The organism is Paracidovorax valerianellae, from assembly GCF_900102625.1.
Classification (GTDB): Bacteria; Pseudomonadota; Gammaproteobacteria; order Burkholderiales; family Burkholderiaceae_C; genus Paracidovorax; species Paracidovorax valerianellae.
This window is the reverse complement of record NZ_FMZC01000001.1, coordinates 1-21,761: the sequence shown is the minus strand read 5'-3', so window position 1 is coordinate 21,761 and position 21,761 is coordinate 1. Positions and strand designations below refer to the sequence as shown.

The following is a 21,761-nucleotide window of genomic DNA, read 5'->3' as shown; positions in this document are numbered from 1 at the left end:
CCCGCCCTAGGTGAATATGCGCTGGTGGCACTTTTTTGCCTGATTGACTGACTGACTGCCTGCATTGCGCCTAGGCCGTCCCGCCTGCCTGGGTGTTGCCGGGCCGGCGCGGATGGGCCGCGCGTGCACGCAGCCGTTCCCCCTTTTTTTCGTGAAGCCTTCGTCCATGAACTCCCACACTTCCACCGCGCGCGCACCCCGCACCGCCGCTCCGCGCCGCGCCACGTTGCGTCCCCTGGCCTGGGCCGCTCTTCTTGCGCTGGGTGGCCCCGGCCTGGTGCCGGCCGTCCACGCCCAGTCGGCCGCCGCCGGCACCATCACCACCGCCCCAGCATCTGCTGCGACCGAACCCACAGGTTCAGCGCCGGCTGCGCGCCTGCCGGAAGTGACCGTCACCGGCAACCCGCTGGGCGCTGCCAATGTCGTCGCGCCCGCGGCGCAACTGTCGGGCGATGCGCTCACCCTGCGCACCCAGTCCACGCTCGGCGAAACGCTGGACGGCCTGCCGGGCGTGAGCAGCACGTACTTCGGCCCCAACGCCAGCCGCCCCATCATCCGAGGGCTGGACGGCGACCGCATCCGCATCCTGCAAAACAGCGGCGCCACGCTGGACGCCTCGGCGCTGAGCTTCGATCACGCCGTGCCCACGGAAGCGCTGGTCACCGAGCGCATCGAAGTGCTGCGCGGCCCTGCAGCGCTGCTGTACGGCGGCAGCGCCGTGGGCGGCGTGGTGAACGTGATCGACAACCGCATTCCGCGCGAGCCCATCAACGGCGTGACGGGCAAGGCCGAAGCGGCTGCCGCCACCGGCAATGGTGAGCGCTCCGGCGGCGCCATGATCGAAGGCGGCAACGACCGCTACGCCCTGCATGCCGACGTGTTCGACCGCGACACCGACGACGTGCGCGCCCCGGCCGATCTGGCCTGCGAAAAGCCCGGCTCGCCGGGCCTGGCGCGCCGGATCTGCAACTCGGCCAGCCATACGCGCGGCGGCGCGGTGGGCGGCACGCTGTTCTTCGACCGTGGCTACCTGGGTGCCTCGGCCAGCACCTACCGCAACGACTACGGCACCGTGGCCGAGGATGACGTGACGATCGGCATGCGCTCCAACCGCTATGCGCTGGACGGCGAATGGCGCATCGACGCCGGGCCGCTGCAAAGCATCAAGATGCAGGCCAGCCACACCGACTACGTGCACACCGAATACGAAGGCGGCGAAGCCGGAACCACCTTCCGCAACCGCGGCAACGACCTGCGGCTGGAGGCCAAGCACGCACCGCTCGGCGCGCTGCAGGGCGTGATCGGCCTGCAGGCCGAATCGTCGCGCTTCTCGGCCGTGGGCGAAGAGGCCTTCGCGCCCTACAGCCGCAGCCGTTCCACCGCGCTGTTCGCGCACGAAGAACTGGCCACCGGGTGGGGCAAGCTGACCTTCGGCGCTCGCACCGAGCAGGTAAGCGTGGAATCGTTCGGCAGCGCCGACACGAACCGCTTCGAGACCGGCAAGCACACCTTTCACCCGCACAGCGCGGCGGTGGGGGCGCTGGTCAACCTGGCCCCCGATTGGCAACTCACCTCCAACCTGTCGTACACCCAGCGCGCCCCCAAGGACTACGAACTGTTCGCCAATGGCCCGCACATCGCCACCGGCGCGTGGGAGACGGGCGACAGCCGCCTGGGCCTGGAAAAAGCGACCAGCATCGACGTGGGCGCCGCGTGGAAGAGCGGCCCCGACCGCTTTGCCGTCACCGCGTTCTACAGCCGGTTTTCCAACTACATCGGCCTCACGCCCACCGGTGCCAGCCTGACGGAAGACGGCGAGCGCGTGCCCGCCGGCACCGCCGACGCGCTGCCCGAGTACCGCTACGAGGGCGTGCGCGCCAAGTTCTACGGCCTGGAGGCCAGCGGCAGCGTGCGCCTGGTGGGCGAGAGCGGCCTGGCCAGCGCCACGCTGTTCGGCGACACCGCTTCCACGCTCGACCTGCAACTGCGCGGCGACATCGTGCGCGCCACCAACGAAGACACAGGCGAGCCGCTGCCGCGCATCGCGCCGATGCGCGTGGGCAGCACCCTGGCCTGGGCCAGCGGACCATGGCGTGCCGGCGTGGGCTTCGACCACCTGGCCGCGCAAGACCGCGTGCCCAGCGACGGCACCCGTGCCACCGGCGCGTACACGCTCTGGAACGCCTCGCTGGCCTACCACCAGCAGGTGCAGTTCGGTGCCACGCGCAGCAATCTGCTGTGGTATGCGCGCCTCGATAACATCACCGACAAGCTGGCCTACAGCGCCACGTCGATCCTGACCACGACGGCATTCCCGAAGTCGCCGCTGCCGGGCCGCAGCTTGAAGATCGGGGTGAAGGCGACGTTCTGAGGCCAGCAACCGCCCAGGTTGTCGCAGCACCGCAGGCGAACAGACCAACAGGCGCATAGGCGCCTGCGGTGCGCCGGCTGACTTTTTTATCCGCTCATGGGCTCACTGCTTCACCGTGAGCGCCGGCAGTGCAGCGCCGGCTTCAGTCCAGCCCGTCGAAGTCCGCATCGTCCGGCCCGATGTGCGCGGGTGACACCCAGCTCGCGTCGCGCATCGAACGCGCCACCTGTTTCTCCACCCCCATCAGCACCGCGAAAAGCGCCATGCGAATGGGGATTCCGTTGTCGGTCTGCCTGAAGATCGCAAGCCGGGGGTCGTGGTTCAGGTCCACGCTCAAATCGTTCGCGCTCGGCCGTTCGTCGCGCGGCAAAGGGTGCATCAGGATGGTGTCCGGTTTGCACACACGGTCCACCAGCGCCTTGCACACCTGGAAGTCGGGTGCGTACCCCTCTATCGCCTCGCCATCGGCAAACCGCTCTTTCTGCACGCGCGTGGCGTACACCACATCCGCCCCGCGCAGGCCGTCTTGCAACGACGAGGTCTGCTCGATCACGTGACCCTGGTTCGCCACCAGTTCCACCAGGTAGGCCGGCATCTCCAGCGAACGCGGGGCGATCAGCGTGAACTTCAGGCCCCGGTACAGCGACAGCAGCCGGATCAGCGAATGCACCGTGCGGCCATATTTGAGGTCGCCCACCATCGCGATGTGCGTGCCGTCGATCAGCTTGCCGATGCGCGAGAACTCGCGCTGAATCGTGTAGAGATCGAGGATGGCCTGGCTGGGGTGCTCCCCCGGCCCGTCGCCCGCGTTGATGACGGGAATATTGGTCGCCCGCGCGAACTCGGCCACCGAGCCCTGCGCGGGATGGCGCACCACCAATGCATCCACGTAGCCGCTCATCACGCGGCTGGTGTCGTAGATGGACTCGCCCTTGGCCATTGAAGAGAAGGTGAACCCGGTGGTGTCGCAAACGGTGCCGCCAAGCCGGCAAAAGGCCGCGCCGAAGCTCACGCGCGTGCGCGTGCTGGCCTCGAAAAACAGGCTGCCGAGAACGGCCCCTTCCAGAACCCGCGTGACCTTCTGGCGACGCGCAATCGGCTGCATCACGTCGGCCACCTGAAACAGCTCTTCAAGGCTCCCGCGATCGAACTGCGAGACCGACAGCAACTGCGGTTTGCCTTCGGCCCCGATCCGCTTGACGAGCGGGGCCGGGTCTGCTCGTTCGCTGCCTGGGGCATTGCCCGTCGCTGTGCTTTGAAGAATCTCGGAGACGAACCGGGCCGCGATCTCCGGCATGGCGCGAGCCTCTTTGGAGTCGGACGGCAACAGCCATGTGTCCAAGGCGCGGCGGCGGACTCCAAGCCGATCCGAGAACCCATCCCGCGTGAGGTTGAGGCGGCGCATGGCGTCCCGCAGAAGGTCTTGCTGTTGATTCATGCTGGAAGTGTACGCTTTGCGTTTTTTGATGATACGCATTGCGTATTTAAGACTCGGCTCCAGGGAGCTTGTACGATGACCGCTATCGGCCTGGAGCAGTCGTTCGTTTCAGTAGCTGCAAAGTGGACACCCCTCCATTTGTGGGATAGGGCTGGGTGACCTGCTTTCCTAGAATCACCGTCCCCGAACAGACAGTCGCGGACTGCCTGCGGACTTACTTCAAACGTTAAGGGGTCAAAAGTCCATGCGCATTCTCATTCGCTATGGTTCGATCACTCGGAAGTTCATGGTCTTGGAAACCAGCGACCGAGACGGTTCTCTAAGCCTGACCATCCGGAGGGAAGGCGTTAGCACGTCACGAACAGCATGGAGCACGAGGCCGGGAGAGCAAGAGACAAAGACCATTGCGTTTGATCCGCCGCGTCCAAAGAACAAGCGGATCACGATTCATCAATCTGGCCGCGTGAACTACCACGAGAATGGATGCGCCATCTTCGTCGCCCCGCTCACTCAAACTACACAGCCTTGCGCCATCTACGGGTATCGCGTGCCTGCGCTTGATCGGTTGGACATCCATGGCGAAGACATCGCGGAAGAAGACGCTGTATTCGATTTGACCGATCTACCTGAGGGGCCAGTTTCTTTCTCCGTAATCCTCGGCCCAGGGGATTTCACCCCACACGGACGAGCTATCAAGCTGGGGTATAAAGTCGAAGGCTACTCGATGACACTTCAAGTTGACCCGGTCCCGTTCGCTGTGCCGTCTGATCTGGACCAACACTTCACCACATTGACACCCGACAGAGGTCTGTTTTCACAGCAGCAGATGGAAGAGTGTCAAGCAATGATCTCCTACCATCAAGCCCTGACGGGGACAAAGGACGCAATCCTCTACGCACCAAACCGTGAGGGCGTGATTCGAATGATCTTTTCCGTGCCGATGAGGATCGCTCCGCGGTACAAGATAGAACTCGTCGACCCCGTACTTCACGTCTCAGACCAAGATGTCCAGAGGGACGGGAGGTCTGAGAAGGTGATGCTTAAATTCAAGGTCAGACATCGAAAGTCCGGGCAGATTGTGCGACAGCCGATTGCTATCAAGTCGATCGAGCTGGACGCTGAACTGTGAGGGTCGCACTTCTGCTTCCCGCAGTGTGCTAGCCACCTTTGCTCTGAACGTCTGCGTTCCCCGGCGGACGACCGCCCGTTTTGGGCCCATTGCGGTCCCTGGGCATTACCGAGCGGACTCGACATTAAAGTCCCGGCGGTATTTGACAAAACCCCTCTTAACTGAGCTGTCGAAGCCTTGAGACTCAAAAAAGCGGTGGGCTTCAGCGCGGCCATTGGAACTCAGAAGCATCATCTTTGAGCACTGGCTGTGGCGGCAGAAGGATTCGGCCTGCTTCAGCATGGCGGCGCCGACGCCACACTTGCGAGAGCCTTGGTCAACGACGACATTCTCGATGACGGCAAACGGCTGTCGGCTGAACATGACATCTGCGCATAACGACACAAGGAGCGTGCCGCAAACGACTCCGGCTACTTCCGCAACCAGGAGCAGCGCATTTTCACCGCCCTGCAACTCCTGAATCTGCTCCGGTAGGACTCGGTGGTGAGCACTACCCAGAAGTTGGCGGTAGAGGGAATCGACGCTCTCCGCGTCTTCTGGGCGCGCCTGGCGGACTTCAACGGTTGGAGCAAACATCGTGGCTCTATTCTCAGCTACTTCAGCGGCTGCTTATAGCCGATGGCGGGCGCTCAGCATCGTAGCCCAGCCGTGCGCTCGCTCCTTGGGATGAGCAATACAACCCGCTCAAGTTCAAAGGTGCGCTTACTGCATGTCGTACCGTACTGTGCGCCATAGGTAAGTCCATCGATCGACGACAGTTGCGCCCCACTACTTTTTGACGTTCAACCAGCCGGCACGGCAAGCGATTGATCGGAAAAGCGCGGCACGATAATCCAAGGCTTTGCCCGAGTGCCTACCTGGCCGCCCGTGCAAGCTTTTTTCTCTATTGCTGCAGGACCGCCGCCGTGAATTCCCCCGTCTTCGCTTCCATGATCCCGGTGATCCTGTTCATCGCCATCGGCTTTCTGGCCGGGCGCCTGGGCTGGGTGCGGGCTTCGGCGGTCAAGGATTTGTCGAACCTGGTATTTCTCGTGCTCACGCCCGCGCTGCTGTTTCGCACCATGGGCACGTCGCGCGTGCAGGACCTGAACTTCGAGCCGGTGGGCCTGTACTTTCTCGCGGCCGGGCTGGTGTTCGTGGTGTCGCTGGCGGTCATGGGCTTTTCCACCCGGTCGGCGGCGTTCGGGCTGGCCAGCATGTTCAGCAACACGATCATGATCGGCGTGCCGCTGGTGGGCCTGGTCTATGGCCAGGAAGGGCTGGTGACGCTGTTCACCCTGATCTCGCTGCATGCGCTCATCTTGCTCACGGCGGCCACCGTGGTGTTCGAACTGGCGCAGGCGCACGAAAGCCAGCGCGACGGCCGCAGCCCACCACGGCCCATGCTGCACACGGTGCTGCAGGCGGTGCGCAACGGCATCCTGCACCCGGTGCCGCTGCCCATCCTGGCCGGGCTCTTGTTCGCGCAGACGGGCCTTCATCTGCCCGAGGTGGTGGACAAACCTCTGCAACTGCTGGGCATGGCACTCGGCCCCATGGCGCTGCTGCTGGTGGGCGTGACGCTGGCCTTCAGCAAGGTCGGCAGCCACGCGCGTGACGCATTGCGCATTTCGGTGGTGAAGAACGTGGCCCATCCGCTGTTGCTGCTGGCGCTGGCATGGGCTTTCGGACTGAACGGCACCTCGACGGCGGTGATGTTCCTGGCGGCATCGCTACCGGTGGGCGCCAACGTGTTCCTGTTCACGCAGCGGTATGGCGCGATGCAGGACGAGGTGACGGCCAGCATTGCCGTCTCCACCGCGCTGGCACTGGTGACGGTGCCGCTGATGTTGATGCTGGCGCAGCGGTTCTTTCACTGAAGCGCTGCGACAGAAATCAGGGCGCGAGGCGTTCTCGCACCCACTGGTCGCCATCGGCCCGGTAGCGAAGGCGGTCGTGCAGGCGGCTCTTGCGGCCTTGCCAGAACTCCCATTGCTCGGGCTTCAAGCGGTAGCCGCCCCAATGCGGCGGGCGTGGCGGCTTCAAAAGGAACTGCGCGCCGTATTTGGCGGCGTTGGCCACCAGCACGCTGCGCCCGGGAATGACTTGGCTCTGGGGACTGGCCCACGCGCCGATGCGCGAGTCGAGCGGGCGGCTTTGAAAGTAGGCGTCGCTCTCGGCGTCGTCCACTTTTTCCACCGTGCCTTCGATGCGCACCACGCGCTCGAGCTCGACCCAGTGAAACTGCAGTGCGGCGAACGGGTTGCCGGCCAGTTGGCGGCCCTTGCGGCTTTCGTAATTGGTGAACCAGACGATGCCGCGCTCGTCGTAGCCTTTGACCAGCACGATGCGGGTGCTGGGCCGCAGGTCGGCGCCCACGGTGGCGAGCGTCATGGCATTGGGCTCGGGCACCTGAGCGGCCAGGGCCTGCTGCAGCCATTGGTCGAACTGGGCCAGGGGGTTTGCGTGGGAGGCGTCTTCGCTGAGTTCTGCGCGCTCGTAGCTCTTGCGCAGGTCGGCGATGGAGGAGGAAAGGCTGCTCATCGGGCGATTGTGCCCCGTCGGTGCGCCATCCGCGAGCCGGTGCGCGTCAGCGCTTGTCCGAAGCCAGCGAAAGCAGCTTGCCCAGCGCCCGGTCGTGGATGCCCAGTCGGCGCAGCTCGTCGTAGGTGGCCTGGGCGTAGTCCCGCGTGGTGCCGTAGATTCCGGTGGCCTGCTCAAAGATGCGGCGGTATTCGTCATCGGGCAGCACGCCGGCATGGCTCGGGCTGCGTCGCGACAGGGTGAAGGCGAGGGCGCGCACGGTGCCCTGCGGCGTCTGGCAGGGCAGCCAGCGTGGGTCATAGACGGCCAGGGCCATTTCACGCTGCCAGAGGTTGACCATGGTCTGCCGGGCATGTTCTCGGTCCACGCGGAACACCATGCCGCGGCAACTACCTCCCGACAGCATGCCGAACACCAGCCCGGGCCGCTCGGGGGTGCCGCGGTTGATGCGGCTCCACATCTTGAGCGCGCGATGCCAGCCGTGCACGCGGGCAGGGCGCTGTTCGGCAAAGTCGAAATCGGGGCGCCAGATCAGCGAGCCGTAGCCGAAGATCCACAGATCGTCCTGGCCGCCCCATTCGTCCAGCGTGCGCTGGAGCAGGGGAGCGGGGTCGCGCAAGGGGGCGGGAAGCGGCGTCATGACTCTACAATCGCGGGTTGTCTTCAGACCCCATTATTTACTTTACGGAGTTCTTTCCATGGCCTTCAGCAGTTCCGACGACGACAGCCAGCAACGTTTTGCCCTCGGTTTCCTGTTCGCACTGATTGCGCTGGTGGTGTCTTCGGTGGTCGGAGTCACGGTGTACAAGCAGCGCAGCCTGGCGCGTGCGCCGGTGGTCGAGCCCGCAGCCGTGGTCGTGGCCCCGGCCGGCACGCTGGTGGTGGCCGAGGACGAAATGGCCCGCGTGGTGGTGGATGGCGGCCTGGTCCGTTTCTATTTCGCCTCCGGCCGCGCCAACCTGGCACCCGGCGCTGCACCGGCACTGGCCGATGTCTCCCGCGCTGTGGCCGAAGGCCGCTCGGTGGTGGTGTCGGGCTTTCACGATGCCACGGGCGATGCCGCTGCCAACGCCCAGTTGGCCAAGGACCGTGCCCTGGCAGTGCGCGATGCCTTGAAGACGGCTGGCGTGCCGGAAGACAAGATCGACCTGCGCAAGCCGGAAGTCACGCAAGCTGGCGGCAACAACGCCGAAGCCCGCCGCGTCGAAGTCACGCTGGCCCCGCGCTGAGGGCTGGGGCCATCGGCCTCGTTTCACCCTTGCATGCAAAAGCCCGGTTCGCCGGGCTTTTTCTTTGGATGCTGTCAGAGCCGACGGTTGCCTCTTATTAGCGTCTTATTGGCATTTTCAGCTACTGCCGCGCACGACGAGTTCGTAGCCCAGCTCGACGCAACTCGGCCCTGGCGGCGCTCCGCGCATCAGGCCCAGCAGCATGGCCGCCCCTGCGCGTCCGACCTCTGCCCGGGGGGTGCGCACGGTGGTGAGCGTGGGCACCATCTGGTCGCTGCCGGCCAGGTCATTGAAGCCCGCCACTGCGATCTGCGCGGGCACCGCCACCCCGAGCCGGTTGGCAGCCAGCAGCCCACCCTGGGCGATGTCGTCGTTGCAAAAAAAGATGGCATCCACGTCCGGCATGCGGCGCAGGACTTCTTCGAAGAGCCGCGCACCCAGGGCGACGGACGATCCCTCCGGGCTCAGCAATTCGAGTTGCGGATCGTAGAGGCCGGCTTCGCGCAGGCAGCGGCGGTAGCCTTCGGCCCGCTGCAGCACACGCGGGTCCAGTTGCGCAGCGCAAAACGCGATGCGGCGGCGGCCCCGGTCCAGCAGATGGCGGGTGATGGTTGCGCCGGCGTCGGTCTGCGAAAAGCCCACGCACTGCACGCCCGGCGCGCGGCTGGTCTCCATCAGGTGCACGCAGGGCACGCCGCTGCGGGCGATGAGCTGGCGCGCCGTCTCGCTGCGGTCGAACCCGGTCACCAGCAAGCCGGCAGGCCGATGGGGCAGGTAGGTGCGCAGCAGCAGCTCTTCTTCGGCGATGTCGTAGTGGGTCACGCCGATCAGCGGCTGAAAGCCTTCGGGGAACAGCGTGCGGTGCACCGCCTCCAGCAGATCGACGAACAAGGTGTTGGACAGCAGCGGCACCAGCACCAGCACCTGGGTGCTGCGCTGGGAGGCCAGCGCACGTGCGGCAGGGTCGGGCACGTAGCCCAACTGCTCGGCGGCGGTGTGCACGCGCTGCGCCAGTTCGGGGTCCACGCTGCGTTCGCGGCGCAGGGCGCGCGATACGGTGATCGGGCTCACCCCCGCAGCACGGGCCACGTCGTCGAGGGTGATGCGGCCGCTGGAGCGGCGAGGGCGGCGGGGCGCGTCGGTCAAGGGTTAATCCGGATCGGCATAGGGACCATTGTTGTCTAGGATAGCGCTATCTCCATCAGGGTAAACCTCGGTGCGATCTCTACGCTCCGTAGATGACGCGATGTTTTAGTCCTCTGCATGGGCGATGATTATTTCAAACCGGTGGGCGGCCTGATCTTGAGGCACCCGCCTTTTTATGAATTGCAATGGACAGCGCTATCCCAAACAAATCCCAGCCACGGTCGCTCAGCTCCATCGTGGTGATGGGCGTGTCCGGCTGCGGTAAGTCGAGCGTGGCGGAAGCCTGCGCCCGTTCGCTCGGCTGGACGCTGCACGAAGGCGATGCCTACCATTCGCCCGCCAGCATCGCCAAGATGCGTGCCGGCATTCCGCTCGACGATGCCGACCGGGCCGGCTGGCTGGATCGGCTGGCCGGGCTCCTGTCCGACCCCGCAAACGGTGGTGTGGTGCTGACGTGCTCGGCGCTGCGCCGCCGCTACCGCGACCGGCTGCGGGCTGCCTGCCCCGCGCTGGGCTTCGTGTTTCTGGAACTGGACTACGACGCGGCGCTGGCACGCGTTCAAGCCCGCCCCGGACACTTCTTCTCGCCCACCTTGGTGGCCGACCAGTTCGCCACGCTGGAATCACCCCGTGGCGAGCCGGCCGTGCTGGCGCTGGATGCCCTGCGCCCCGTGGCCGATCTGGCTGCCTCGGCGGTGGAGTGGGTGGGCGCCAGCGGGGCGCGTCCTGCCACCGACCTCACCTTGCCCGTTTTGGGAGACGCTGAATGACCGCCCCTGCTTCTTCATCCAACACGGCGCATGTGCCGGCGCGCCGCAAACCGGTGCTGCAGCGCATGGCCGAACACTTCATGGTGCTGGCGCTCGCCGGCATGGTCGTGGCCGTGTTCGTCAACGTGGTGCTGCGCTACGCCTTCGGCACGAGCATCGTCTCGTACGAAGAAATCTCGCGCCTGCTGTTCGTCTGGCTGGTGGCGATCGGCGCCATCGTGGCCGCATTCGAAGGCAAGCACCTGGGTTTTGACATGGTGACGTCTCGCCTGAAGGGCCATGCGCGCACGGGCATGTTCTGGATCGCGCAACTGATCGCCGGCGGCTGCATGGTGCTGCTGCTCATCGGCTCGTGGCACCAGGTGGTGGCCGGCATGGACAGCTTCAGCACGGTGCTGGGCTATCCGCTGGCATTGGCGGCGGCAGCTACGCTGGTCCTGGCGGTGGGGTTGCTGGCTGCCATCGTGGTGGACTTGATCCGGCGCGGGCCGCCCCAGCAAGCCGCCGACGCGGAAGCCACGGTGGAATAGGGCGCGCCATGATCGTCACTCTTCTCTTTCTGGCCGTGCTGATCGGCGGGATGGTGATCGGCATGCCGATCGCCCAGGCACTGGTGCTCACCGGCGTTGCGCTGATGTGGTACCTGGACTTCTTCGACGCGCAATTGCTCGCGCAGAACCTGCAAGCGGGGTTCGACAACTTTCCGCTGCTGGCGGTGCCGTTTTTCATTCTGGCCGGCGAACTGATGAACGCGGGCGGCCTGTCGCGCCGCATCATCGACCTGGCGCGTGCTTTCGTGGGCCACATCCGTGGCGGCCTGGGCTTCGTGGCGATCGGCGCCGCAGTGCTGCTGGCCTCGATGAGCGGCTCGGCCATCGCCGACACGGCGGCGCTGGCCACCATCCTGCTGCCCATGATGCGCCAGCAGAACTACCCGCCCAGCTACAGCGCGGGCCTGCTGGCTTCCGGCGGCATCATCGCGCCGATCATTCCGCCCTCGATGCCGTTCGTGATCTACGGCGTGACGACCAATACCTCGATCAGCAAGCTGTTTCTGGCCGGCGTCTTCCCCGGCCTGATGATGGGCATTTTCCTGATCGCTGCCTGGTGGTGGATCGCCCGTAACCACCAGTTGCCAGCGATGGAGCGCGTGGCGTGGGGCCCGCGGCTGAAGGCATTCGTGCAGAGCTTCTGGGCCATGATGATGCCGGTCATCATCCTGGGCGGATTGAAGGGTGGCATCTTCACGCCGACCGAGGCTGCCGTGGTCGCCGCCGTGTACGCGCTGTTCGTTTCGATGTTCGTGTACCGCGAACTCACCTGGGGCGGGCTGTACGAGGTGTTCCTGGCCGCCGGCAAAACGACTGCGGTGGTGATGTTCCTGTGCGGTGCGGCCACGGTCACGGCCTACATGATCACGCTGGCCGATCTGCCTAACCTGCTCGCCGGCAGCTTCGCGGGTGTGATGGGCAACCCGATCGTGTTCATGGCGCTGATGATGCTGTTCCTGCTGGTCGTCGGCACGGCGATGGACCTGACGCCCACCATCCTGATCTTCGGCCCCGTGTGTGCGCCGCTGGCGATCAAGGCGGGGATCGATCCGGTGTACTTCGGCTTCATGTTCATCTACGTGGGCTGCATCGGGCTCATCACCCCGCCTGTGGGCACGGTGCAGAACGTGGTGGCGGGCGTCGGACGCCTGCGCATGGAGACGGTGATCAAGGGCACCACGCCGTTCCTTGCCATGTACGTGGTGCTGCTGGTGCTGTTCGTGCTGTTCCCGGCGCTCGTGACCGCACCGCTGCGCTGGCTGCACTGAGGCTTTTCCGCCCGGCCACTCGCTGCTTCGTTCTCGTTTTTTGTTTTCGTTTTTGTTTTTGTTTTGGCTTTCTTGTTCGCTCATTCCAACCAGGAGACATCCATGCGCATTCGTTTTGCTCTCGCCGGCCTCGTGGCCGCCCTCGTCGCCAGCGGCGCCGCCCACGCACAGGACTTCAAGCCGCGCATCGTGCGGTTCGGCTACGGCTTGGTGGACGATTCCAACCAGGGCCGCGCCGTGCGCCTGTTCGCCCAAGAGGTGGAAAAAGCCAGCGGCGGCAAGATGAAGGTGCGTACCATCGGCAATGCGGCCCTGGGCTCGGACACGCAGATGCAGCAGGCGCTGATCGGCGGCGCGCAGGAAATGATGGTCGGCTCTACCGCCACGCTGGTGGGCATCGTGCCCGAGATGGCCGTGTGGGACACGCCGTTCCTGTTCAGCAATGCCAAAGAAGCCGATGTGGTGCTCGACGGCCCGATCGGCGAAAAGGTCAAGGCCAAGCTCGAACCCAAGGGAATGGTCGGCCTCGTGTATTGGGAAAACGGCTTTCGCAACCTGACCAACAGCAAGCGCCCCGTCAACAAGCTGGAAGACCTGGGCGACATCAAGCTGCGGGTCATGCAGAACAACGTGTTCCTGGACAGCTTCAAGGCGCTGGGCGCCAACGCCGTGCCGCTGCCGTTCTCCGAGCTGTTCACGGCGCTGGAAACCCGCGCGGTGGACGGTCAGGAAAACCCGTTCAACACGGTGGTGTCCAGCAAGTTCTATGAGGTGCAGAAGTACCTGACCGTGACCAACCACGTGTACAGCCCCTGGATCGTGACGGTCAGCAAGAAGTGGTGGGATGGCCTTTCCGCCGCCGAAAAGAAGGTGCTGCAGGACGCCGCCATCAAGAGCCGTGACTTCGAGCGCAAGGACACCCGCGAAGAAGCCGCCAAGGCCCTGGCCGACCTCAAGTCGAAGGGCATGCAGGTCAACGAACTGCCCGCGGCCGAAGCCAACCGCATGCGCGAAAAGCTCACCAGCGTGAACGCCGGCATCGCCAAGACGGTCGGGCAGGAGACCTGGGATGCGGTGAACGGTGCCGTCAAGCAGGCACGCGGCGCACAGTAAGTCACGCAGCCAGCCGAGGTGCCGCCCTGCGGCGCCTCGGCCATCGGCCTGGCGCCCAGGCCCGACCAGCCCTGACGCCCGGCGGTTGCGCGAGGCGCAGGGCCTGGACACATGTGCCCTTTGCCTACAAACGACGCGGTCTGCGGGTTTACCATGGGCCCTTCGCCAGCCGTCGCCAACCCTCAGCCAGCATGCCCATCCACGATACCGTTGAAGCCGTCACCCGACGCATCCGCGAGCGCAGCGCGCCCACCCGTGCCGAGTACCTCGCACAGCTCGAAGCCCATGCCCACAGGGACCGCGGCGCCGACCGCCTGGGCTGCGCCAACGTGGCGCACGCCTTCGCCGGCATGCCCAGCAACGACAAGCTGCGCGTCGTGGCCGAGAAGGCCCCCAACATCGGCATCGTCAATGCCTACAACGACATGCTCTCGGCCCATGCGCCGCTGCAGCACTACCCCGATCTGATCAAGGAAGAGGCCCGCAAGCGCGGAGCCACTGCCCAGGTGGCCGGTGGAGTGCCGGCCATGTGCGACGGCGTGACGCAGGGCACGCCGGGCATGGAATTGAGCCTGTTCAGCCGCGACGTGATCGCCATGGCCACGGCCGTGTCGCTGAGCCATGACGTGTTCGATGCCGCGCTGATGCTGGGCGTGTGCGACAAGATCGTGCCCGGCCTGCTCATCGGGGCACTGCAGTTCGGGCACCTGCCCACGGTGTTCGTGCCCGCCGGGCCGATGACCTCGGGCCTGTCGAACGACGCCAAATCCAAAGTGCGCGAACAGGCCGCACAAGGCCTGGTCGGCCGGCCCGAACTGCTGGCCGCCGAGTCCGCCGCGTACCACAGCCAGGGCACCTGCACCTTCTACGGCACGGCCAACAGCAACCAGATGCTGATGGAGGCCATGGGCCTGCACGTGCCCGGCACGGCCTTCATCAACCCCGGCCAGACGCTGCGGCAAGAGCTGACGCGCGAAGCCGCGCGCACGGTGCTCGGCGCTCAGTGCCCGCCCATCGGCAAACTCGTCGATGAGCGGGCCATCGTCAATGCCATGGTCGCGCTGCTGGCGACCGGCGGCTCCACGAACCACCTGATCCATTGGGTGGCAGTGGCGCGCGCCGCGGGCATCGTCATCGACTGGGACGACTTCGCCGCACTGTCGCATGCCGTGCCGCTGCTGGCGCGCGTGTATCCCAACGGCAGCGCCGACGTGAACCAGTTCCAGGCGGCTGGCGGCCCCGGCTACGTGCTGCGCGAGCTGCTCGACGCCGGCCTGATGCACGAAGACGTGCTGACCGTGCGCCCCGGCGGCATTCGCGAATACACCCGGCTGCCGAGTGGCGACGCCGAAGGACGCCTGGGGTGGACGGATATCGGTGCCAGCGGCGACGATTCCGTGCTGCGCCCGGCCACCGATCCCTTCAGCGCCACGGGCGGGCTCAAGCTGCTGCAGGGCAACCTGGGGCGCAGCGTGATCAAGGTCTCCGCCGTGCCGGAAGACCGCCATGTCATCGAAGCACCTGCCGCCGTGTTCGGCTCGCAGGCCGAGCTGCAGGCCGCATTCCAGGCCGGCCAGCTCGACCGCGATGTCGTCTGCGTGGTCCGCTGGCAAGGCCCGCAGGCCAACGGCATGCCCGAACTGCACAAGCTGACTCCGCCGCTGGCCGTGCTCCAGGGCAAGGGCTACCGCGTGGCGCTGGTGACCGATGGCCGCATGAGCGGCGCCTCCGGCAAGGTGCCCGCCGCCATCCACGTCTCGCCCGAGGCCAATGCAGGCGGCGCGCTGTCGCGCGTTCAGGACGGCGACGTCATTCGGCTGGACGCCGAGGCCGGTACGCTCGATGTGCTGGTCGACGCCGCGGTCTGGCAGGCGCGCACGCCGGCCGTGCTGCCGCCATCCCAGGCCAGGGACAACGCCCACGGCTGGGGCCGTGAACTGTTTGCCGGATTCCGGCGCAACGCGCTCAGCGCGGAAGAGGGAGCCTGCTCGTGGCTGTGAACGACACCAATCCATCCCATGGCAACGCCACATTGACGGCCATCGAGGTCATGCGCGATGCGCCGGTGATTCCGGTGATCGTGCTGAACGACGTGCAGCACGCCGTGCCCATGGCCCGCGCGCTGGTGGCCGGCGGCATCCGCATGCTGGAGGTCACGTTGCGCACGCCACAGGCCCTGGCCTGCATGGAGGCGATTGCCCGCGACGTGCCCGAGGCCGTGGTCGGCGCCGGCACCGTGCGCTGTGCTGCCGATGCACAGGCCGCGGCGCGCGCCGGTGCCCGCTTTGCGGTCAGCCCGGGTTTCACTCCGGCCGTGGGCCAGGCCTGCCGCGACCTGGGCCTACCGCTGCTGCCCGGCGTGGTGACCGGCAGCGAAATCATGATGGCGCAGGAAGAGGGCTTCAAGGCGCTCAAATTCTTCCCTGCCGTCCAGGCCGGCGGCTTGGCCATGCTCAAGGCGTGGCAGGGTCCGTTCGGTGACGTGGTGTTCTGCCCGACGGGCGGCATTCAGCCGGGCAATGCGGCGGAGTTTCTGGCGCTGGGTAACGTGGCCTGCGTAGGGGGTTCATGGCTGGTGCCGGGGGATGCCCTGGCACAAGGCGATTGGGCGCGGGTGACGGAACTGGCGCGCGGCGCCGTGGCGCTGCGCACCTGACGTCGATCACTGGGGCGGCCCGCGTCGGTCAGCAATGCGGGTCAGGCAAGGCAAGCCGCTGCGCTGAGAGGCGATTTGAGTCAAATCGGCCTCCAGCGCATATTCCCCTAGGGTAGTTAGCTATAAAAACAATAGCAAATCAACGGCTCTCGCGCAAACCGGTGCCTGAGCCGACATCGCTCTTGCGCTCGATCAATTCGATCTTGTAGCCATCGGGATCCGTCACGAAGGCGATCACCGTGGTGCCGCCTTTGACCGGGCCGGCCTCGCGGGTCACGTTGCCGCCGGCTGCCTTGATCTTCTCGCATGCCGCATAGGCGTCCGGCACGCCCAGCGCGATGTGGCCGTAGGCGGTGCCCATGTCGTAGCTTTCGGTGCCCCAGTTGTAGGTGAGTTCGATCTCGGCCTGGCCCGGGTTGCCGCCATCGAAGCCGAGGAACGCCAGCGAGTATTTGTACTCCGGGTTTTCCGAGGTGCGCAGCAGCTGCATGCCCAGCACTTGGGTATAGAAATCAATCGAGCGTTGAAGGTTGCCAACGCGAAGCATCGTGTGGAGAAATCTCATGCCCGCGATTGTGCCGGCAGTTCGAAAACCAGGCAGGTCGTTGTGGCGTGCGCATACAGCGTGCCGTCCGGCCCCACCAGGCGCGCATCCGCCGTCGCCAGTTGCCGACCGCAATGCAGGATGCGGCCTTCGGCGCGGACCCGCTGCACCTTCGGCGTCAGCGCCCTGACGATGTTCACGCTCAGCTCCGCAGTGGTGTAGGCACGGCCGACTGGCATGCAGGTGTGCACGGCGCATCCCAAGGCCGAGTCGAGCAGCGTGGCGAACCAGCCGCCATGCACCGTTCCCATGGGGTTCAGGTGCGCAGCGCCGGGCCTGCCCTGGAAGATGGCCGATCCTTCGCCGACTTCGATCAGCATGAAGTCCAGCGTGCGCGCAATGGTGGGGTAGGGCAGTTCGCCCCTCAGCATGGCTTGCATGGCCTGCAGCCCGGTCTTGCCGGCGATCTGGTCCGGCGTGGCGACACCGGGCCCCGGGCCGGCATCCACCTGTGCCATCACGGCGCGTTCTTCTTCGATCCATTGCGTGAGCGTGTCAGTAGAAGCCATCGGCACTCCTTTGTTGCATATGCAATCATTGTAGTACAATCTTTTGCCATGGACACCAATCAACGGCCTCGGGGTTGCACCAACCTCAAACTGCGCCAGCTCACCCGGCTGGTCACCCAGCACTACGACAGCGAGATGGGCAAGACCGGCCTGAAAACCACCCAGTACTCCTTGCTCTCGCACATTCAGACGCTGGGGCCTGTGCAGCCCGGCGAACTGGCCAAGGCCATGCGGATGGATGCCTCCACGCTCACCCGCAACTTGAAACCGCTGCAAGAGGCTGGCTGGGTGGACATGCTGCCCGGGCCCGACGCACGCAGCCGGATCGTGCAACTCACGCCGGCCGGCCTGGCCAAGCGGCAGGAAGCACAGCGCCACTGGCGCCTCGCCCAGGAATCCTTCAACGAGCGAGTAGGGCCGGCGCATGTCGTGGCGCTGCACGCCTTGATCGACGAAACCATGCGCCTGCTGGATCACGACCCCGAAGCCCAGCCGTGAGCCGCTGAGAGCTCCCGCTGCCTCTCTTTTCCTCCTCCTTCCCAAGGCCCTTCCATGCTTTCCAATCTCGCCGCGCGGTGGCTGCAGCGCCATCGCATCCATTACGGCTGGCTGGTCGCCGCGATCACCTTTCTGACGATGCTCACCATGTCTGCCGCGCTGGGCTTGCCCGGCGCGATGCTCAAGCCGTTGTCGCAGGAATTCGGTTGGTCCACCGATCAGATTTCGACGGCGCTGGCCCTGCGTTTCGCACTGTTCGGGCTGATGGGGCCATTCGCGGCGGTGTTGATGGAGCGTTGGGGTTTGCGAGCCGTGATGTGCCTGGGCCTCGGTCTGGTGGGCACCGGCATGGCGCTGGTCACGCTGGCCAGCCAGCTCTGGCAACTGTTCTTGCTTTGGAGCCTGCTGCTGGGCCTGGGCACCGGGCTGACGGCGTTGGTGCTGGGCGCCGTGGTGGCCAATCGCTGGTTCGTCGCCCGCCGTGGGCTGGTGGTCGGGCTGCTGACGGCCAGCGCGGCCACGGGGCAGTTGGCGTTTCTGCCATTTGCCGCCTGGATGATCGAGCACTGGGGTTGGCGCTCTGCGATCGCGCCCATCTTCATCGCCTGCGCACTCGTGGGCGTGCTGGCGCTGGCCTTCATTCGCAACCGCCCGTCGGACGTGGGGTTGGCACCTTACGGTGACACCGGGCCTGCCGCTACCGCGCCACCGCCCGCCATGGTGATGAACTTCGCCACGCCGTTCAAAGCGCTGGCGGAGGCATCGCGCAGCGGTACCTTCTGGATTCTGTTCGCCACCTTTTTCATCTGCGGGTTGTCCACCAACGGGCTCTTGCAGACCCATTTCATCTCACTGTGCTCGGACAACGGCATGAGCGCCGTGCCGGCGGCTTCGGTGCTCGCCATGATGGGCGCGTTCGATTTCGTCGGCACCATCCTCTCGGGCTGGCTGTCGGACCGCTATGACAACCGCAAGCTGCTGTTCTGGTATTACGGGCTGCGCGGCCTGTCGCTGTTCTGGCTGCCGCACTCCGAGTTCACCTTCTATGGCCTGGGCCTGTTCGCGATGTTCTACGGGCTGGACTGGATTGCCACGGTGCCTCCCACGGTCAAACTCGCCGGGGCCACGTTTGGCCCGCAGAAGGTCGGCCTGGTGTTCGGCTGGATCTTCGCCGCCCACCAGATCGGTGCCGCCGTGGCGGCCTGGGGCGCAGGACTGACGCGCACGCTGCTGCTGACCTACACCCCCGCGTTGTCCGCCGCCGGGGCCGCCTGTCTCCTGGCCGCCGTGCTGGTGATGCTGATTCAGCGGCCGGCCAAACCCGTTTTGCCCGCAGCGCAGGCCGCCTGATCGAGCACGGCCATGACATCTGCATCCTCAAACCCCGCCGATCTCGATCCCCGCACCCGCCGCATGCTGGAAGCGCCGCTGGCGCCCCTGATGCTGCGTATGGCGGCACCTAACGTGCTCATCATGGTGGCCCAGGCATCGGCCGGCCTGATCGAAACCTGGTTCATCGGGCGCCTGGGTACCGATGCGCTCGCCGGCATGGCGCTGGTGTTTCCCATCGTCATGCTGATGCAGATGACCTCGGCAGGCGCCATGGGCGGCGCCATCGCCTCGGCCATCGCGCGTGCGCTGGGCCGCCGTGACCGCGCCGCAGCCGAATCTCTGGCCTGGGCCGGCCTGGTGATCGCCGTGGCGTTCGGATTGTTCTTCACCGTGGTTCTCTGGTGGGGCGGGGCGGCACTGTACCGATCGATGGGCGGGGAGGGCGCTTCGCTGGCGGCCGCGCTCACCTATTCGCACGTGGTATTCGCTGGGGCCGTGTTGATCTGGCTTTTCAACGCCCTGTCCGCCGTGGTTCGCGGCACCGGCAACATGGCGCTGCCAGCCAAGGTCACCACGGCTGGCACCTTGCTGCTGGTGCCAGTTTCGCCATTGCTGATCTTCGGTTGGGGCCCGATTCCTGGCCTGGGCATCGCTGGCGGAGCGCTGGCGCTGGTGCTGTACTACCTGGGTGGCACCTTGGCGATGTGCGGGTATCTGCGGTCGCGCCACAGCCTGCTGCGGCTGACCAGAAGCGGCTTGCAACTGCGCGCAACGCTGTTCGGCAGCATTCTGCGTGTAGGCCTGGCCGGTGCGGTATCGACCGTAGCCACCAATCTCACCATCGGCATCGCCACCGCGCTGACCGGCCATTTCGGCCCAGCGGCCATCGCAGGCTATGGAACGGCGTCGCGGCTGGAGTATTTGCTGGTGCCGCTGGTGTTCGGACTGGGCGCGCCGTTGGTCACGATCGTCGGAACCTGCATGGGCGCCGGCCGGCCGGATCGGGCCTTGAAAGCCACCTGGATCGGAGCGGCCGTCGCGTTTGCGATGACGGAATGCATCGGGATCGTGGCAGCGCTTTTTCCGCATGCCTGGCTGGGCCTGTTCGGCCAGGACGCCGCCATGCACGCAGCGGGCTCGCAATATCTGCAAGTGGTCGGTCCCGTCTATGGATTTTTCGGACTTGGTTTGGTTCTTTACTTTGCCTCGCAAGGTGCTGGGCGCTTGGCATGGCCCGTGGGTGGCAACATCGCGCGCCTGCTCGTGGCAGGCATCGGCGGATGGTGGGCATTGCGTTCGGGCGGCACACTCACTCAGGTGTTCATGGCGCAGGCCGTGGCGCTGGTGGTGTATGGATTGCTGAACGCGGCGGCGATAGCAGGCGGCGCATGGTTCGGGCGCGTCGGGTGGCCTCGGTCTGTGGGGAGGCAGGTCCGGTTGCTGGACGGAGCCGGCGCGATGCATCGATGAACGTATGGGTTCAACGGTCGCCAAGGTCTGGCGGCAGCTTCTGCCAAACCATCCATGACTAGATACGATGTATATAGTCATTATCACGATGCCCCAGATAATAATCTTCCTTGACGGATAAAAAAAGGGGGCGAAGCAAGTTATCCACATAAAACAGGTAAATACCTGTCTTTCATGGCGCGAACAGCACCAGGTGGACGTAACAGCACTGCGACGCGAATACCGCCCGCAAATAACCCAAGGCTGAATGCTGCGCTTCGCTACATGGGGGCCACGGCCCCCATACCCCCTTATGGAGAGATGGCTTGAAGCGCGTGTCTTTCCAGTTCAACTGGTAGAGGTTCGCCAATCTGATGACGCAAGAGCGCAGGAGTTAACACAGGCGGTGCAACTTTGATGCGCGCCCGTTTGAGAACCTCTGAGAACTCAACCTCATTCAGGAATGGCCCAACAGTGCGCAAAGTGATAAGCGCACGCTTACGAGATGAAGCCTTCCCCATTTCAGGCCCCGATGGCGGGTTTGAATTCGAACGGTGTAGTCCAATCAGGAAAGTCCTGCAGATGAACTTTACGGTCAGCAGACCACTGATCTTTGCGCACACCCACAGAATGAGCGTGAGGAAGAAGCTTTCCAGAAAGGCGATCCGCCAAGAACTCAGCGAAAGCCTCACGTGTATACCAACCCGGTCCAGCCTCAGGATCAGGCTCAGCGCGCCATCGAGTGCATTCACCATAAAAAGCACTCAGAGCCAAGCGAATGACTTCCTCAGGAGTGATCCAATCCGACACATCCGCAGCGCAGGTAGCGGGCTTAAACTCAGAAACAGCCATCTTTCAGTTCCTTTTCAACTGGGTTTTGGTCAGGGGTGCCGAGTGCTAAAGACACTCGGAGTCCCCGCCTTAATTAGTCCGTCCTGAACAATCCCGTTTTCAGCTGCAGGCAGATTGGGGTCCATGCGCTACGGGGATCATTGCAGCAATGACCGCCTGCATGGACAGCCCGAATCGGGCGCAACAAAGCCGCAGCGCGGCCAGGATCAGACGCAGGTTGTGCCCGGCGCCGCACATCACCGCATGCAGCGCATCGCCCAGCGCGCCCTTGAGCGGATTGCGGGCGAGGCGCCCGTCCATCTTCATGTGCCCGATCGCCGGCT

General features: G+C 65.3%; 21 protein-coding genes and 1 pseudogene. 13 read left to right on the top strand and 9 right to left on the bottom strand.

All coding sequences use genetic code 11. The annotated features are described in order from the left end of the window. Positions 1-166: 166 nt before the first annotated feature. Positions 167-2,371, top strand: a complete 2,205-nt coding sequence (locus BLT03_RS00105) for a TonB-dependent receptor (RefSeq protein ID WP_092739991.1) — start codon at positions 167-169, stop codon at positions 2,369-2,371. 142 nt (positions 2,372-2,513) lie between these two features. Here the strand turns inward: BLT03_RS00105 and BLT03_RS00100 are convergent, their stop codons facing one another. Continuing rightward, positions 2,514-3,809, bottom strand: a complete 1,296-nt coding sequence (locus BLT03_RS00100; RefSeq protein WP_092739114.1) for an aspartate carbamoyltransferase — start codon at positions 3,807-3,809, stop codon at positions 2,514-2,516. A gap of 244 nt (positions 3,810-4,053) precedes the next feature. Here BLT03_RS00100 and BLT03_RS00095 point away from each other — a divergent pair, with 244 nt between their 5' ends. Then, the gene (locus BLT03_RS00095) at positions 4,054-4,938 is read left to right on the top strand and encodes a hypothetical protein (protein ID WP_092739112.1); all 885 of its coding nucleotides are present in this window, start codon (positions 4,054-4,056) and stop codon (positions 4,936-4,938) included. A gap of 105 nt (positions 4,939-5,043) precedes the next feature. Here the strand turns inward: BLT03_RS00095 and BLT03_RS00090 are convergent, their stop codons facing one another. Then, positions 5,044-5,514 (bottom strand): GNAT family N-acetyltransferase, encoded by a 471-nt coding sequence (locus tag BLT03_RS00090; RefSeq protein WP_092739110.1) that lies wholly within the window; start codon positions 5,512-5,514, stop codon positions 5,044-5,046. 329 nt (positions 5,515-5,843) lie between these two features. Here BLT03_RS00090 and BLT03_RS00085 point away from each other — a divergent pair, with 329 nt between their 5' ends. After that, positions 5,844-6,797, top strand: a complete 954-nt coding sequence (locus tag BLT03_RS00085) for an AEC family transporter (protein ID WP_092739108.1) — start codon at positions 5,844-5,846, stop codon at positions 6,795-6,797. Between the two features lie 16 nt (positions 6,798-6,813). Here BLT03_RS00085 and pdxH read toward each other — a convergent pair whose 3' ends face one another. Beyond that, positions 6,814-7,461, bottom strand: coding sequence for a pyridoxamine 5'-phosphate oxidase (gene pdxH, locus BLT03_RS00080; protein WP_092739106.1), 648 nt, complete (start codon positions 7,459-7,461; stop codon positions 6,814-6,816). A gap of 46 nt (positions 7,462-7,507) precedes the next feature. Further along, positions 7,508-8,101 carry a gamma-glutamylcyclotransferase gene (locus BLT03_RS00075; RefSeq protein WP_092739104.1) on the bottom strand — a complete coding sequence of 198 codons (594 nt, stop codon included), beginning with the start codon at positions 8,099-8,101 and terminating at the stop codon, positions 7,508-7,510. Positions 8,102-8,159: 58 nt separating this feature from the next. On the opposite strand from BLT03_RS00075, the gene BLT03_RS00070 reads away from it, so the two are divergent. Beyond that, complete coding sequence (locus tag BLT03_RS00070) at positions 8,160-8,690, top strand: OmpA family protein (protein WP_092739102.1); 531 nt, start codon at positions 8,160-8,162, stop codon at positions 8,688-8,690. Positions 8,691-8,807: 117 nt separating this feature from the next. Here the strand turns inward: BLT03_RS00070 and gntR are convergent, their stop codons facing one another. Next, positions 8,808-9,836, bottom strand: a complete 1,029-nt coding sequence (gene gntR / locus BLT03_RS00065) for an HTH-type transcriptional regulator GntR (RefSeq protein WP_092739100.1) — start codon at positions 9,834-9,836, stop codon at positions 8,808-8,810. A 185-nt stretch (positions 9,837-10,021) separates the two neighbouring features. On the opposite strand from gntR, the gene BLT03_RS00060 reads away from it, so the two are divergent. The 6 genes from BLT03_RS00060 to eda all read left to right on the top strand — a co-directional run bounded on the left by BLT03_RS00060 (position 10,022) and on the right by eda (position 16,194). Then, positions 10,022-10,606, top strand: coding sequence for a gluconokinase (locus BLT03_RS00060; RefSeq protein ID WP_175537616.1), 585 nt, complete (start codon positions 10,022-10,024; stop codon positions 10,604-10,606). Further along, the gene (locus BLT03_RS00055) at positions 10,603-11,136 is read left to right on the top strand and encodes a TRAP transporter small permease (RefSeq protein ID WP_092739098.1); all 534 of its coding nucleotides are present in this window, start codon (positions 10,603-10,605) and stop codon (positions 11,134-11,136) included. Before BLT03_RS00060 ends, BLT03_RS00055 begins: the two co-directional genes overlap by 4 nt. Positions 11,137-11,144: 8 nt before the next feature. Next, a complete protein-coding gene (locus BLT03_RS00050) occupies positions 11,145-12,425 on the top strand; it encodes a TRAP transporter large permease (protein WP_092739096.1) in 1,281 nt (426 codons plus the stop codon). 102 nt (positions 12,426-12,527) lie between these two features. Next, positions 12,528-13,538, top strand: coding sequence for a TRAP transporter substrate-binding protein (locus tag BLT03_RS00045; RefSeq protein WP_092739094.1), 1,011 nt, complete (start codon positions 12,528-12,530; stop codon positions 13,536-13,538). A 191-nt stretch (positions 13,539-13,729) separates the two neighbouring features. After that, entirely contained in the window at positions 13,730-15,538 is a 1,809-nt protein-coding gene (edd, locus tag BLT03_RS00040; RefSeq protein WP_092739092.1) for a phosphogluconate dehydratase, read from the top strand. After that, positions 15,529-16,194, top strand: coding sequence for a bifunctional 4-hydroxy-2-oxoglutarate aldolase/2-dehydro-3-deoxy-phosphogluconate aldolase (gene eda / locus BLT03_RS00035; RefSeq protein WP_434802318.1), 666 nt, complete (start codon positions 15,529-15,531; stop codon positions 16,192-16,194). Before edd ends, eda begins: the two co-directional genes overlap by 10 nt. A 139-nt stretch (positions 16,195-16,333) precedes the next feature. Here the strand turns inward: eda and gloA are convergent, their stop codons facing one another. After that, the gene (gloA, locus tag BLT03_RS00030; RefSeq protein ID WP_092739088.1) at positions 16,334-16,759 is read right to left on the bottom strand and encodes a lactoylglutathione lyase; all 426 of its coding nucleotides are present in this window, start codon (positions 16,757-16,759) and stop codon (positions 16,334-16,336) included. Beyond that, on the bottom strand, positions 16,756-17,307 hold the full coding sequence (locus BLT03_RS00025) for a PaaI family thioesterase (RefSeq protein ID WP_092739086.1): 552 nt from the start codon (positions 17,305-17,307) through the stop codon (positions 16,756-16,758). The genes gloA and BLT03_RS00025 overlap by 4 nt, the downstream gene beginning before the upstream one ends. A 48-nt stretch (positions 17,308-17,355) precedes the next feature. On the opposite strand from BLT03_RS00025, the gene BLT03_RS00020 reads away from it, so the two are divergent. The 3 genes from BLT03_RS00020 to BLT03_RS00010 are packed head-to-tail and all read left to right on the top strand — an operon-like array spanning position 17,356 to position 20,607. Next, a complete protein-coding gene (locus tag BLT03_RS00020) occupies positions 17,356-17,805 on the top strand; it encodes a MarR family winged helix-turn-helix transcriptional regulator (protein ID WP_092739084.1) in 450 nt (149 codons plus the stop codon). 54 nt (positions 17,806-17,859) lie between these two features. Next, positions 17,860-19,155 (top strand): MFS transporter, encoded by a 1,296-nt coding sequence (locus BLT03_RS00015; RefSeq protein ID WP_092739082.1) that lies wholly within the window; start codon positions 17,860-17,862, stop codon positions 19,153-19,155. A gap of 12 nt (positions 19,156-19,167) precedes the next feature. Then, positions 19,168-20,607 (top strand): MATE family efflux transporter, encoded by a 1,440-nt coding sequence (locus BLT03_RS00010; RefSeq protein WP_092739080.1) that lies wholly within the window; start codon positions 19,168-19,170, stop codon positions 20,605-20,607. 290 nt (positions 20,608-20,897) lie between these two features. Here the strand turns inward: BLT03_RS00010 and BLT03_RS23645 are convergent, their stop codons facing one another. Then, complete coding sequence (locus tag BLT03_RS23645) at positions 20,898-21,341, bottom strand: hypothetical protein (RefSeq protein ID WP_139160245.1); 444 nt, start codon at positions 21,339-21,341, stop codon at positions 20,898-20,900. 196 nt (positions 21,342-21,537) lie between these two features. Further along, positions 21,538-21,761 (bottom strand): annotated as a pseudogene (locus tag BLT03_RS00005) (IS5/IS1182 family transposase); the annotation flags it as partial.